General features: G+C 63.5%; 9 protein-coding genes. 2 read left to right on the top strand and 7 right to left on the bottom strand.

Going from position 1 to position 14860, the window contains the following annotated elements; genetic code table 11:
- Positions 1-119 precede the first annotated feature (119 nt).
- From groL to ACUYV6_RS02790, 3 genes are all read right to left on the bottom strand, one after another.
- Positions 120-1739 carry a chaperonin GroEL gene (gene groL / locus ACUYV6_RS02800; RefSeq protein WP_449277119.1) on the bottom strand — a complete coding sequence of 540 codons (1620 nt, stop codon included), beginning with the start codon at positions 1737-1739 and terminating at the stop codon, positions 120-122.
- Positions 1740-2019: 280 nt separating this feature from the next.
- Positions 2020-2688, bottom strand: coding sequence for a LytR C-terminal domain-containing protein (locus ACUYV6_RS02795; protein WP_449277118.1), 669 nt, complete (start codon positions 2686-2688; stop codon positions 2020-2022).
- A gap of 114 nt (positions 2689-2802) precedes the next feature.
- Positions 2803-3936, bottom strand: coding sequence for a heme/hemin ABC transporter substrate-binding protein (locus tag ACUYV6_RS02790; RefSeq protein WP_449277117.1), 1134 nt, complete (start codon positions 3934-3936; stop codon positions 2803-2805).
- A gap of 145 nt (positions 3937-4081) precedes the next feature.
- Between ACUYV6_RS02790 and ACUYV6_RS02785 the strand changes: the two genes are divergently transcribed.
- Positions 4082-5149 (top strand): FecCD family ABC transporter permease, encoded by a 1068-nt coding sequence (locus ACUYV6_RS02785; RefSeq protein ID WP_449277116.1) that lies wholly within the window; start codon positions 4082-4084, stop codon positions 5147-5149.
- On the top strand, positions 5149-5964 hold the full coding sequence (locus ACUYV6_RS02780) for a heme ABC transporter ATP-binding protein (RefSeq protein ID WP_449277115.1): 816 nt from the start codon (positions 5149-5151) through the stop codon (positions 5962-5964). The genes ACUYV6_RS02785 and ACUYV6_RS02780 overlap by 1 nt, the downstream gene beginning before the upstream one ends.
- Positions 5965-6009: 45 nt before the next feature.
- On the opposite strand, the gene ACUYV6_RS02775 is transcribed toward ACUYV6_RS02780, so the two are convergent.
- The 4 genes from ACUYV6_RS02775 to ACUYV6_RS02760 form a co-directional block, all read right to left on the bottom strand.
- Positions 6010-6900 (bottom strand): HtaA domain-containing protein, encoded by an 891-nt coding sequence (locus ACUYV6_RS02775; protein WP_449277114.1) that lies wholly within the window; start codon positions 6898-6900, stop codon positions 6010-6012.
- 51 nt (positions 6901-6951) lie between these two features.
- The gene (locus ACUYV6_RS02770) at positions 6952-10131 is read right to left on the bottom strand and encodes an HtaA domain-containing protein (RefSeq protein WP_449277113.1); all 3180 of its coding nucleotides are present in this window, start codon (positions 10129-10131) and stop codon (positions 6952-6954) included.
- A 119-nt stretch (positions 10132-10250) separates the two neighbouring features.
- The gene (locus ACUYV6_RS02765; protein WP_449277112.1) at positions 10251-13541 is read right to left on the bottom strand and encodes an Ig-like domain repeat protein; all 3291 of its coding nucleotides are present in this window, start codon (positions 13539-13541) and stop codon (positions 10251-10253) included.
- Between the two features lie 236 nt (positions 13542-13777).
- Complete coding sequence (locus ACUYV6_RS02760; protein WP_449277111.1) at positions 13778-14824, bottom strand: Ig-like domain-containing protein; 1047 nt, start codon at positions 14822-14824, stop codon at positions 13778-13780.
- Between the last annotated feature and the right edge of the window lie 36 nt (positions 14825-14860).

The raw sequence follows: 14860 nt of genomic DNA, 5'->3' as shown, positions 1-14860 counted from the left end.
CACTGGCGCACCCCTCCAGGACAGCAATCCCTGCAGACCTGCTCTGGCGTGCGTCGCGCAACATGCCCACACAAAAGCGGGGCCGCACCCGAAGGTGCGACCCCGCTCTCAGTCAGGACTTAGAAGTCCATGCCGCCCGTCGGGTCGACCGGTGCCGCACCTGCGGGCTCCGGCTTCTCAGCGACGACAGCCTCGGTGGTGAGGAAGAGGCCTGCGATCGAAGCTGCGTTCTGCAGCGCCGAGCGGGTGACCTTCGCCGGGTCGAGGATGCCCTGGACGACGAGGTCGCCGTACTCACCGGTCGCGGCGTTGAGGCCGTGACCGAGGGGCAGGTTCGCGACGCGATCAGCGACGACGCCCGGCTCGAGGCCGGCGTTCTGAGCGATCTGACGCAGCGGAGCCTCGATGGCGGCGCGGACGATCTTGGCGCCCACTGCCTCGTCACCGGCCAGGTCGAGCTTCTCGAAGACGGCGTTGCCGGCCTGGATCAGCGCGACACCACCACCGGGCAGCACGCCCTCCTCGACAGCAGCCTTCGCGTTGCGAACGGCGTCTTCGATGCGGTGCTTGCGCTCCTTGAGCTCGACCTCGGTCGCCGCGCCGGCCTTGATGACCGCCACGCCGCCGGCGAGCTTCGCGAGGCGCTCCTGCAGCTTCTCACGGTCGTAGTCGCTGTCGGTGGTCTCGAGCTCGCGACGGATCTGGGTCACACGACCGTCGATCGCGTCGCTCTCGCCGCCGCCCTGCACGATGGTGGTCTCATCCTTGGTGATGATGACCTTGCGCGCGGTGCCGAGCATGTCGATGGTGGCGTTCTCGAGCTTGAGGCCAACCTCTTCGGAAATGACCTGGGCGCCGGTGAGGATCGCGATGTCCTGCAGCATTGCCTTGCGGCGATCGCCGAAGCCGGGAGCCTTGACGGCGGCCGACTTGAAGATGCCGCGGATCTTGTTGAGCACGAGGGTAGCGAGCGCCTCGCCCTCGACGTCCTCGGCGATGATGAGCAGCTGCTTGCCCGACTGGATCACGGGATCGACGACCGTCACGAGATCCTTGACGTTCGAGATCTTGCTGTTGACGACGAGGATGTAGGGATCCTCGAACACGACTTCCTGGCGGTCTGCGTCGGTCACGAAGTATGCCGAGAGGTAGCCCTTGTCGAAGCGCATGCCCTCGGTGAGCTCGAGCTCGGTGCCGAAGGTGTTCGACTCCTCGACGGTGACGACGCCTTCCTTGCCGACCTTGTCGATCGCCTCGGCGATGAGCTTGCCGATCTGCTCGTCGGCGGCCGAGATCGAAGCGGTTGCAGCGATCTGGTCAGTGGTCTCGATCTCGTTGGCATTGTCGAGCAGCTGAGCCGAGACGGCCTCGACCGCCTTCTCGATGCCCTTGCGGATCGCGATGGGGTCGGAGCCGGCTGCGACGTTGCGCAGACCCTCGCTCACGAGCGCCTGCGCGAGCACGGTCGCGGTGGTGGTGCCGTCACCTGCGACATCGTCGGTCTTCTTCGCGACCTCCTTGACCAGCTCGGCGCCGATCTTCTCGTAGGGGTCGTCGAGCTCGATCTCCTTGGCGATGGACACACCATCGTTGGTGATCGTGGGAGCGCCCCACTTCTTCTCGAGGACGACGTTGCGGCCGCGCGGGCCGAGCGTCACCTTCACGGCGTCGGCGAGGATGTTCAGACCCCGCTCGAGACCGCGACGTGCCTCTTCGTCAAACGCAATCATCTTTGCCATGTACTCGTCCCTCCCGGACGCTCGTGGTGGTGTTCACGGCTCTCGCACCCGAAATCGCGGCGCATGAGCCGAAGCATTCTTAGCACTCGCTCATTCGGAGTGCTAAGCCAATTTTGGCACTCTGTTCCTGTGAGTGCAAGCGAGCCTGCACGCGCTGAGCGAACGCAAAGGATGCGGCTTCAGACAGCAGGTAGCGCAGCGGGCAGAGCACCGCGCAAGTGCACAGGCACGCGGCATCGATATCGGGTGAGGATCGCCGAGCACGACGGCAGCCCGGGCTCTACTCCGCAGAGTCTCCGTCAGTACCCGAACCTCCGTCGGCGTTGGGCGTTTCGGTCTGAGCCGTCAGTTCCGCGGCCTCATCCAAGCCAGGGCCCTGGTAGTCGTCACCGAGCAGCACGATCAGTCGAGCCCCGTAGTCCGCATAGTCGTCGGTCTTGTACGGAGTCATGCCGCCGAGCTTCGCGGCGAGCCCCTGGGCGGCGGCGAGATCGTCTTCTTCGCGGTAGAACACCGCGGAGGTCGTGACGTCGTGCGAGGCGGCGTCACCCGAGAAGATGATGGTGCCCCACTGCTCCTCGGTGATGATGCTGTCGACTGCCGAGGCCAAGTTCAGCGTCTCAGTGCCGTTGAGCACCGCGACCTCAGCCTCCGGGTCGATCTCGGGCTCAGGAGCCTGCGTGGGTTCAGCGGTCTCCTCGGTGCCGAGCCGGTCGCTGAACGGGTTGCTGCCGTCGAGCCCCTGCACCCAGAAAATGCCGGCGGCCGTCAACACGACAAATGCAGCAATGCCCGCGATGAGGAACTGCCAGAAGTAGCGCGGGCGGGCCTGTACTCGGTGAGCGCCGATCCGACCAGTTCGCTTGATCTCGTCGTACCGGTCGGCGGGAAGACCTCCGGGCGCTTGGCGGGATGGCTCGCTGCCCGTGTTCTCCCCGTGACTCGCCACGCAACTCTCCTCGCCCTGTGTCACCGCCGTGTGCGGCTCCCTCGTGTGCCCACCAGATTACCGCGCCGAGGTAGCTGCCGCTTGCGGATCAGCTGAGACCGCGGTGCCGGCGCGCTAGTCTTCCTGGAACTCCGCAAGCGAGTCGGGAGCGTAGATCGCGCGGGCGAGTCCATCGATCACGTCTGGGAAGCGGGTCCCTCCGGCGAAGAGCGCGGAGTCGTCGACGTCGATGATCCGGCGGTGCTGTCCGGCGGTCGTGAGCGCGACGCTGGGTTGCGCTTCGAGTAGACCGTCCACTCCGCCGGCGCTCTCCAGTCCCTTGGTCATGACGAGGATGATGTCGGGGTCCATCGCGATGAGCGCTTCCTCGGTCATCGGTTTTTCCCCCTTCCATCCGATCTCTTCGGCGGCATCGATCGCGCCGACGGACCGGATGAGCGAGTCGACCCCGCTGCCCTCGCCGAAGAGGTAGAAGATGCCTGCGGTGCCGCGCACATAGAGAAACGCCACACGCGGCAGCTTCGATTCGTCCTCGGGCAGCAGATCCTCAACCTCTGCTTCTTTCTCGGTCACGGCGGTGCGCATCTGCTCGATCAGGTCAGGAGCAGCATCGCCGATGCCCATGGCGTCGGCGACCTGCTGGGCCGTCTCGTAGCTCGTCTCGGCATCGACGGCGCGGTCGACGGTCACGACAGGAATACCCGCGTCGCGCATCTGCAAGATCACATCGGTCGGCCCGATGCTGCCATCGGTGATGATCAGCGACGGATTCACTGCGAGCAGCCCCTCGGCGTCGATCGAGTGTCCTCCCTCGGTGACGAGCGGGATATCTTCGGCCCCCGGGAAGTTGGTGGAGATGTCACGCCCGACGACGTTGTCGCCCATGTCGAAGGCGTAGACGAGTTCGCCGACCGAGCCGCTCAACGACAGCGGGACGATACGGGAGTTGTCATCGACCGTGATCTCGGCGTCGCCCGTGTTGTCGTGAGATGTGACCGTGGCGGGCAAGCTCTCCTCGGGCTTCTCGTCGAGCGGCGGAATGCTCGGGCCACCGACGACCGCGGTGGTCGGTCCTTCATAGGAGATCGGGTCGTCCAGCGGAGTGATCTCACTCAGCGGCGGCAGCTCGAGCCCCTTGTGCTCGTCGAGGTCGCCGTGCCCCGCAGCGTCTGTGCAGCCGGTCGCGCTGATCCCGAGCAGTGCCACGAGTGCGAGTGCTGCGAGTCCGCGCTTCGATCCGATCCTCATGTCGCCGACGGGTCCCTTCGTCCGATGATTACCGCAACTCAGCTTAGCCCAGCCTAGGTATGATGAATAGCGGAGATCGATGCTCCGCCCCGCTTCGCCGTCGGGCGCTTCCCGCGGCCTCATTCAAAAGGTGTCCCGAAACCGTATGACAGCACCCACGCCCGCCAAGGCGTCGCGTCGCGCGGCGAGAAAGTCGCTTCTCTTCATCGCACTGGGAATCGCGCTCCTCCTGGCAGTCATATTCTCGGCGAGCACGGGTCAGCTCGGCATCCCTCCGCAAGAAGTACTCGGATCGCTGCTGCATCGCATCGGAATCGACTGGCTGCCCCTGCCGAGTCATCCGATGGGCGATCAGACGCTCTGGACGGTTCGCTTTCCCCGCGTCGCGATCGCTGCGCTGATCGGGGCCGGGCTCTCGGTCGCGGGTCTGCTGATGCAGGCGATCTTCGGCAACCCGCTCGCTGAGCCCGGAGTCATCGGCATCTCGGCGGGCGCCGCAGTGGGCGCCGGGCTTGCCATCGTCTTCGGCGTGACTGTGTTCGGGGAGTGGACGACGGCGGTCTTCGCCTTCGGAGCCGGCCTTGCCGCGACGCTGGTCGTCTACGCCATGAGTCGCGCCGAGGGGCGCACCGAGGTCGTCACGCTCGTGCTGACCGGTATCGCGGTGAACGCGATCGCCGGCGCCGCAATCGCCCTCCTCACCTTCCTCGGCGATACCCAGTCGCGCGAGCAGATCGTCTTCTGGCAGCTCGGCAGCCTCGCCGGCAGCCGCTGGTCGCAAGTCTTCATCATCGCCCCGGTGATCGCCGTCGGCCTCCTCGCCGCCTACTTCGCCGCACGCAAGCTTGATCTGCTGTCGCTCGGCGAGCGCAACGCCCGACACCTCGGCGTGAACGTCGAGGTGCTGCGCATCACCATGATCTTCGTGGTCGCACTGCTCACCGGCGCTGCGGTCGCATTCGCGGGCATTATCTCGTTCGTCGGCCTCGTGATCCCGCATCTCATGCGCATGATCTTGGGGCCCGCGCACCTGCCGCTCGTCACCGCCTCAGCACTCGGCGGCGCGCTGCTGCTCACGCTCGCCGATCTCGGCTCGCGCACGATCGTACCGAACGCCGACATGCCGATCGGCATGCTGACGGCGCTCGTCGGGGGTCCGTTCTTCTTCTGGCTGCTGCGGCGTACGCGCAAGCGCAGCGGGGGGTGGGGCTGATGGCTCGCCGTATCGCGCTCCCGGAACGGGCTGCGACGGGCCAGGTCGTGTGCTCGGCGTCGTCGGTGCATCTCTCTCGCGGCGGCAAGGTGCTGCTCGACGAGGTGTCGCTCGAGCTGCGCGCCGGCGAGGTACTCGCCCTGCTCGGGCCGAACGGTGCCGGGAAGTCGACGCTGTTGAGTGTGATGTCGGGTGATGTGGCTCCGGATCGCGGCGAGGTGCACTTCGGCGGCCGCCCGATCTCCGAGTGGTCGCTCTCTGACCTGTCGCGGCGACGCGGCGTGCTGCTGCAAGACAACCAGCTGCTGTTCCCGTTTACGGTGCACCAGGTGGTCGAGATGGGGCGTGCGCCGTGGCGTCGCACCCGATTCGAAGACGAGGACAATGAGGCCATCGCCGATGCGATCGACGCGGCCGACATCGCGCACCTGGGCAACCGTCGAGTGCCGTCGCTCTCGGGAGGCGAGCGGGCTCGTTCCGGTTTCGCCAGAGTGATGGCCGGCCGCACGGGTGTGCTCATGCTCGACGAGCCGACGGCGGCGCTCGACCTGAAGCACCAGGAGGCGGTACTCACGATTGCTCGTGAGCGGGCGCAGGCCGGGGATGCCGTGCTCGTGGTGCTGCACGACCTCAATCTCGCGGGTGCCTACGCTGATCGCATCGCGCTGCTGCGCGATGGGCGGATCGCCGTCTGCGATGCGCCGGAGCACGTGTTGACGGCGGAGATCGTGAGCGACGTGTACCAGACGCCCGTCGAGGTGATTCCGCACCCCGTTACCGGTGCCGGCATCGTGCTGCCGATGCGCAGCTCCTGAGGCTGGCGAGGCGCCGCGTCTCAGCAGCGCCCCGCTGCCCGGGAGCTACTGCTGCGGGCCGTTGAACAGCTGATCGGAGCCCTGAGTCGGCGTGCCCGAGTCGCCAGCAGGCTGCTGCGGCTGGGCGGTCTTGGGCTTGCGTCCACCGATGAGCAGGCCGACGGTGAGTCCGATGACGAAGAGCGCGGCGCCTCCGATGCCGATGGGCAGCCAAGGGATGTTCTGTTGCTCCTGCGCGGCGGCGACGGGCTCCTCGGTCGGCGCCGGAGTGTCTTCCTCGACCGGCGCGGCCGTGCTCTCGCACCCCGCGACCTCGAGATTCAGGGTGATGGGATCAAGGTCTGCGCCGGCCTCGTAAAAGCCGGCGAAGGAGCTCGCGCCCGAGTTCGTGAGAGTGATCGGCAACTCGGTCAGTTCGATGGCGTCATCGCTGGGCTGAATAGCCCCGTCGACGGTGATGTCTCCGAACCACTCCTGCTCCACGTTGGTCGCTTCGTCACCCTCCATGTCGGTGCTGCGGGCATCGAGGAGCAGGGCGGCTTCGCCCTCATCGAATTCGATGGTCGGGTTGGCGATGGTGAGGTCGAGCACCCCATCGTGGCCTGTGAAATGTACGGTGCCCGTGAAGGAGACCTCGCCGGAGCCTGTCTCGGGATCAATGGTGCCGGTGGCGTCGCTCCAGACGAAGTTCGGGATCTCGTAGTCGGCCCCATCGGAGGCCTCCCAGGATCCGTTCGCGATCGAACCGCTGATGTACGAACGGAAGCTCTCTTTGAAGCCCCAGGTGAGCGTGCCTCCGGTCACTTCGCATCCGGTGCCCGTGTCCTCTGCGGCTGCGGGCGTCGCGACCACCGCTGCGGGTGCGGTGAGCAGAGCGGCCGCGAGCGTCGCCCCGCCGATGAACGCGCCTGCGCGGCGAACGGATCGGGCTTTCACCAGGGGTCCTCCTTGGAGTTGTTGTGCGTGTTGTTGTGGCCTGCGAGTGGGTCAGCCACGCCGCTGGCGCATGGCGAGCAGTGAGGTTGAGGCCGCGATGGCGACGAGTCCGCCGGCGGCGAGCCACCACTCCCACAATGCCATGCCGGTGCCGGGGATGATGCCCGCGGCAACGGCTTCGTCTTCGGCTACCGCTTGGACACCACGCTTGGCTTCGGCGGTCTTTGCGGAGGTCTTATCCCTCTTCTTGAGGATATCGAGTTCTGCCCCGGTATCGATACTGCCCTGCATGGTGATGACGTAGTCACCGGTCACATCCTTCGGCAGCGTGCCCGACCACTCGACACGGCCGCTCTCGTCGGCCGTGGCTTCTTCGTCGAGCACTATAGGTTCAGTCTCGTCGACGTCTTCGTACAATACGACGAGAACTCCTTCGTCTTCGGGATCGAATCCTGCCGACTCGAGCTGGATTCGCCCGCCTGCCGTGATCTTCTCCGCATCGGTCAGCACCGTGATGCCGTCGCGAGCGGGCGGAGTGGCTGCGGCCGTGCGCTGGGGCTTTTCAGGAGCACCGTCGGCGGTCGATCCATAGCTCACCTTGCTCGCAGAGCCCACGGTGAAGCTCAGCGGATCGACCGGAATCGATCCGCCGCCGCCGGTGCCACCACCACTGATGCTCCCAGCAACGGGAACGTTGCTCCAGGTGACCTCGCCGTTCGCCCCGACCGACTTGTTCGCCGACGCGAGGTCGAGCCTGAAACTCCGGCCACCAGACGAAATGGTGCCGCTCGATGAGTTACTGACGGTGATGACGGGGTTCGAGAAGCTCTCGTTCATGAGCCCCTTGTGCGCGGTGAAAATCACCACACCGGAGTACCTGACGGTGCCCGTCTGCGACGACTTGTTCCAGCTGCCGCCGGAAGCCTGCGGGAAGACCCAACCGCCGCGTCCACCGCCGACGCCGCTCGTCAGGATCTTGCCACCGGACTTGCCGCCTGCCCGCTTCTTGTTCGTCGTGTAGTCGGCGAACCCCGAAGAGATGCCCCAGGTCAGCGACCCGGCCTGCGCGGATCCGCCACGGCTCACCGGCTTCGGCTTGTTTTCCTTCTTCTTCGCAGGCGTAGTGTTCGCCAGCGCATCCCACTGACGCTCACTGATGTTGATGTCTGCACGCCCATAAATTGTGCTGGCGTCCGGGTTCGAGTGAGACTTCCAGATCAGCACTTCATAGACCTTGTTACGGTTCAGGTCGTTCTTGGAGAGTGTGAATTTGAACGTGCCCTTGCCGTTCTTCACGGGTGGCTGGTACAAGAAGCCTGACTCCATGTATCCGCCGTCCTGGCTGAGTTCGGACTCTTTGCCGCGTTCGAGGACTGCAACATAGAGATTGCTCCCTGGCAGGTCCTTCGCACTGACCGTCACATTGAGTCCAGTTTTACCCACCGAAACCTTGTCGACTGTGACGGTGGCAGGAAGGGCCTTGCCGAAGAGCTTCGTCCAATCCGCGGCGGTGATCGTCAGTCTGCTTGAGGCGATCTGCGATGCGAAGCCCGTGTTGGGGTAGATCACCACGTCGTAGTTCTCGTACCGGTCAAGACGAGACTTCGGCGCTTGAAGCGTGGTCACGAACTCGCCATCAGATATCTCGCCCATACTGATGTTCTTGACTCTCACTGCATCGGTCGAGTCCGAGACCTTCGTCCCGCGCTGAACCATCGCGACGGTCACTCCCGAGACCTTCTCGTCCGCCGGGAAGGTGATGTTCTCTGCGGCGACCCGTACGGTCAGTCCAGTCTTGGAGTCGGCTCCGGCCACCTTCGCTTCGGTGATTCGCGGGGCATCTTCGGGGAACAGCTTGTGCCAGTCGATCTCGATATCTGCACGTGTGTAGAGCGTCACCTCAGTCGGGTTCGAACGCGACGGCCACGAGATGATTTCATAGTCCACTGCCCGATCCAGGTCACTCGCCGCGACCTCCCACGCCGCAGACAAATCAGAAGTCGTGAAGGTTCCATCAGGTCGGATGGAGGCTGACACTTCGCCGAGCATGTCACCCTGCTCAAGCCCGTCGATATCAGTGTCCTTTGGAACCACCGCAAGGTAGGCGTGCGGCTCGGACTGACCCGGCAACGCCTGTACATCCTCGTAACCGCTGCCAATCACCTCAATGGTGATCTTGTCATTAGGCACCTCGGTGACAGTCGCACAGACCACCGGGCTCTCTCCGTTAGCAACGCACGGGTACAGTACGTCCCAGTCGATCTCGATATCAGCACGCGTGTACAACGTCGCTGCAGTCGGGTTCGAACGCGACGGCCACGAGATCGCCTCGTACTCCTTCGTCCGATCCAGATCACTCGCTACGATCTCCCACGCCGAAGACAGATCGGCCGTTGTGAACGTTCCATCAGGCTGGATCGACACCGAAACCTCGCCCAGCATGTCACCCTGCTCAAGCCCATCAACATTCGTGCCCCGCGGCACCACCGCGAGATACGCATGCGGCTCAGACTGACCCGGCAACGCCTGCACATCGTCATAACCGGAGCCAGTCACACCAAGAGTGACCTTCTCGTCCGCAACCTCAGTCGCGTCGACCGAAATGCTCGGTCCTGCCGCCTGAGCAGCACGCGCCTGCTGCTTCGCTGTCGCCGCGCGCTGCGGAGCCTGAGCATCAGCAGCGTCGCCTTCCCCGGCGGAATCGTCATTGGGCTCGGTCGGCTCCGCGGCAGGTTCCTCATCATTGCCCGTACCGTCACTGGCATCCTCGGTCTGCGGAACGAGCAGATTCCAGTCGATATCGGCGGCTGCACGCGCATAGGTGTTCTGTGCGATCGGCTCGGCATCGGAAGCCCAGGAAACGACCTCGTACTGCACATTCTCGTCGAGCTCGGAGACGGCTCTCTCGAGAGGCTCAGCTGGAGCCCGGAGTCGACCATCCGCATCCACTGAGGCCAGCACTGCGTTCTCCGTCGAGGGAGCACCGCCCTGTTCGACGATGCCCAGGCGCACTTCGCCAGTCGCAGCCAAGGCCTCGGTGTAGCCAGCGCCGTCCGTCTCAATGACGATCCGCTCACCGGGAAATTCAGTGACCTCGGCGGTCAGTGTCGGAGTCGCGTCGGGTTCCTCGGCATGGGCAACCGGTGCGGTCAACAGCAGCCCTGATGCTGCCAATGCTGTCGCAATGAGTGCGGAGACTCCTGCGCGGATGCCTGTAGTGTGCGCTGCCATGTGGTTGTTACTCCCTGCGCTTTTCGTGTGCCTCGCATCTGCGAGGCGGGTTTGAGGCCGGTTTCTCTATCGCGGTAAACGCGATAGAGAAACCGGCCTCGTACGTGCACTGTCAGGAACTAGTCCTGCAGTGCCTGCTTACGGCGAGCCGCCAGCAGCAGACCCGTGCCGACGAGCAGCACGAGCAGGCTCGCAGCCGCCATTCCGGCAAGGCTGTCAGCACCGGTCGCAGCGAGTGCGGACTTGTTGCCCTGATCGCCGTTGCCCGTGTTCGAGACGGTCGTCGCGTCATCGCCCTGGTTATCATCGCCGTTGTTGCTCGGGGCACCAGCCACCACGGTGAAGTCAGCACTTACTTCGGTGCCGCCATCGGTGGTGAAGACGATCTGGTGGTCACCGCGGAAGTCGGCGGGGACGCTCCAGGCGAAGCTCACCGAACCGTTGGCGTCGACCGTCTTGGTGCCGAGTTCGATCGGATCGCTGTGCACCGTTGCCGACACCTTGGTGCCTTCTGCGAACGGACCTGCCTGCAGTACTACTCGAGTACCCGCAGTCACCTCGCCCGGCTTCTCGCCATCGATGGTGATCTGCGCAGCGGAGTGATCAAGCGTCTGCACGCTCTGCTCCGCATCGGACCCCTCATAGTTGTCACCATCAGCAGGCGTGAACACGGCAGAGAATGCGTACTCCTCGTTCTCGAGCTCACCGGTCTCGATCGACGCGACGCCGTTCTCAACCTCAACCGGTTCACCGATCTGCTCGTCATCCGAGAAGAACGCAACCGTTCCGGGAACAGCCGGGGCTACCGACGCGGTCAACTGAGTCGTCGTACCGCGCTCAACGGTGGCAGGAGCGTTGAGCTCCACCGAAGTCTGCGCCTTGGCGACGGTGACCGTCACTGCCTCCGAGGTCGATCCCTCGTAGTTGTCGTCAGACGAGCTGAAGACCGCGGTGATCTCGTGGTCGCCGGCGTCGAGGTCGCTGAGAGAAATCTCGGCGACGCCTGCCTCAACCGTTGCGGTATCGATGGAATCCGTGCCGTTGAAGAACTCGACGCTGCCCGCAGCAGCAGGTGCCACGGTCGCAGTCAGTGTGAGCTCGTCACCGTAGGCAGGTGCCGTCGGAGCAACTTCCACAGAAGTAGAAGTGGACGCCTTCGCGACATCGACGGTCAGTGCCGAGGACGTCGACTCCTCGAAGGAGTTCGCGTTCGCCGGAGTGAAGACCGCGGTGACCTGGTTCTCACCTGCAGGCAGGTCACTCGTGCGCAGAGTCACATCGCCGGTGATGCGCGTTTGCGATTCACCAAGCTGCTCGCCATCAGCGAAGAACGTCACTGTGCCGGTCGCGTTCGCCGGAGTCACCGAGGCAACCAGCTCAACCTCATCACCGTATGCGGCGTTTACCGTCGGGCTCACGACAGTGGTCGTCGTCTCGTGCGCCGGAGCGAAGCCCAGAGCAGCCTTGGCATCCTGACCACGGTCGTTCTGAGCCGTGTGGTTGGCGATCGTGTATAGAGCGGTGACATCCGCGTTTGCACGCGGTGTGACCGTCATTGTGGCCTCGAATGAACCGTTCTCATCGAACTCGACGCCACGATTTGCACCGTGGTTCCAGACGAGGATCGCACCCGAGGTGCAGCCGCTGTTGATGAACTGGAAGTCCACATCCTCGAGCGGAATATCGGCGCAGGGAGTGACGTAAATCGCCTGATTCGGGTTGTACCCCTCACCCGACACAGTGACAGTCGCGCCGGCCGGATCCAGGTCCGTGTTCGGTGTAACAGTCAGCTCAGGGTTGTACACAGGCGCCGGCTCGGCGAACTCAAGAACTGTCTTGGCATCCTGCTCACGGTTCTGCATACCCGTGTGGTTCGCGGCAGTGAACACTGCGGTCGCACCCTCATTCAGCTGCTTCACATCGAACTCGACCTCGAAAGAACCATCTTCGGAGAACTGGTTAGCTCGGGGGTTGTCGTTGTTATCGACTGCGCCGTTCTCATAGACGACCACCGCACCGTCACGGCAACCCAGGGCATGGGTCCACAGGTCCGTGGGCAGTTCGATGTCCCCGCAGAGGAAGACGTAGATCGCCTGGTTCGGGTTGTAACCCTCACCGGTCACAGTGACGGTCTGGCCCGCAGGGTCGACATCCGTCGAGGGCGTCACAGTCAGCTGCGGGTCGACAACGGGCTGCTCCTCGGGGAAGAGCGCGTCCCAGTCGATCTCAACATCCGCAGTCGCGTACAGGTTCTCCGGAGTCGGGTTCGAACGAGCCGGCCACGAGATCACCTGATAGTTCTTCGTCCGATCCAGCTTGTCCGCGTCAATCGAGAACACATTGTTCTCCCACAACTGCTCCGGACCAAACGTGCCATCCTCCAGCACATCAACCGCAACAGAAAGCATGTCGGTAGTCTGCTCGATCTCCGACAGATCAGCGCCCTCCTCGATCAGCCCCAGATACACGTGAACACTCGGGCCCACCTGCGGAATGTCATGGAAGCCACGACCCTCAAAGGTGAAATCCACACGCTCGTTCGCAACCTCAGTCGCACCAATCGTCAACGACGGAGCAACCTCCTCAGCCGGAACAAGGATGTCCCAGTCCGCCTCGGAAAGCACGAGATCTGCGCTCGCGTACAGGTTCGCCTCAGACGGGAACGACATGTGCGGCCACGCGATGACCTCATAGTCCTTGCTGGGATCAAGATCAGCCGCGGGAACCGTCAGCGTCTCGGAACCAGTCTGATCCACAAACTCAGCCTTGCGGATGAGCTTCGCGTACGGGTTACTCTCAGCCACGCTAGCCAGGTCGCCCTTCTCGATCAACGTCACGTAGACACCGGGGCTCTCCTCCGGAATATCCGCAACATCAGCCGTGATCGACAAGCTACCCTCCGACGGCGTCGCCGTCAGAGCAAGCGTCGTCGGGGCAGGCGCGGGGGCCGGAACGAGGATGTCCCAGTCCGCCTCGGTCAGCACGAGATCTGCGCTCGCGTAGAGGTTCGCCTCAGACGGGAACGACATGTGCGGCCACGCGATGACCTCATAGTCCTTGCTGGGATCAAGATCAGCCGCGGGAACCGTCAGCGTCGCGGAACCAGCCTGATCCACAAACTCAGCCTTGCGGATGAGCTTCGCGTACGGGTTCACGTCGCTCACCTCGGCAAGCGTGCCCTTCTCGATCAACGTCACGTAGACGCCAGGGCTCTCCTCCGGAATATCCGCAACATCAGCCGTGATCGACAAGCTACCCTCCGACGGCGTCGCCGTCAGAGCAAGCGTCGTATTCGGCGCGGCATTGGCGGTGGCTGGCGCGAGCGCCACACCGCCGACTGCGAGGAGCCCAACGGTTGCAGCCGCGAGAATCGACTTCACCCGCCCCCGCCAAGTTTTCTTCGCATTCATTACGAAAGCAGTCCTTTTCTCCTCAGACAGAACGACCGACCCGGCAGGGTCGAGCCAAGGTCAGACCGAAGTTAGGCATGCCTCGCCTCAGTCACCGCAATCAAGTCTGACGAATTTGGTCAGATGTTGCAAGTAGAGAAATTCTGACGGCGTTTCCAGAACCGTTCTGACAGCAAAAACCTCCTCCGTTCCACTCTCTACGAGGGAACGGAGGAGGTAAATTGGGCAGACTACCGCTACTTAACGACTTTCAGAGTCTTCGTCGAGCTGGTCTTGGAGTTGGCGTTTTTACTCGCCGCCACTTTGACCTTGATCTTGTGCGATCCCGCCTTCATCTTCTTCAGCTTCACGGTTGCCGTGCCGTTGGTGCTCAGCTTCTGCGTCTTGATCTTCTTCTTCCCGTCGTAGACCGCGACGGTGTACTTCGACGCCTTGGCCTTCAACGAACCGGGGATCGAGACCGCGACCTTGACCTGCGGATACTGGGTCGTCTTGACCTTCGACTTGACGAGCTTCGTCGCAACCTTGGGAGTGGTCTTGGTCACCTTGAATGTGGTCGACTTCGAGGACTTCAGGAAGCCCTTGCTCTCCGGGAATGACGCAGTCGCGGTGTGCGTCCCGACATTGACAGCCTTCGTCAGCTTGAACGTCGCCTTACCCGCAGTCAAGGTGCCGGTGAGGGTCTGGCCGGGTACCCTCAGCTGGACCTTACCCGACGGAGTACGGTTACCCTCAGTCGCGCGAACGGTCACTGTCGCGGTGTTCGCAGTGTTGTACTTCGTTGACGACTTCGAAAACTTCACCGAAGTAGCTGTCGCTACTGGGAAGAGTGCGTCCCAGTCGAAATTGGCATCAGCACTCGCATACAGATTCGTCTCAGTCGGGAAGGTCATATGCGGCCAAGCAATGACTTCGTATGACTTCGAACGGTCCACGTCGGCTACTGGAATTGTCAGCGTCGCGGATCCTGCCTGATTGACGAACTCAGCTTTGCGGATGAGCTTCGCATACGGGTTTACTTCGCCAACGTCTGCAAGCGTCCCCTTCTCAATCAGGGTGACGTAGACGCCGGGACTATCCAATGGGATATTCGCCACATCTGATGTGATCGAGAGATTGTTTTCCGCCTGAGTCACCGTCAGCTTGAGTGTGGCCTTCGCCGGCACCGCCTGCGCCGCCACCGGCGCCACGGCCAGTCCGGTCGCAACGAGCAGCGCGGTGGTCGCCGCCGCGATCAGCGATCGCAACCGCACAGCGCGCTTCCGCATGGTTCCTTGAGACATGACACCGCTCCTCGTGCAAGTGAAATCAGACGGCCG

Source organism: Leucobacter sp. GX24907, assembly GCF_053567335.1.
Note: the sequence above shows the minus strand (reverse complement) of the source record. Positions and strands in the feature narration are given on the sequence as shown.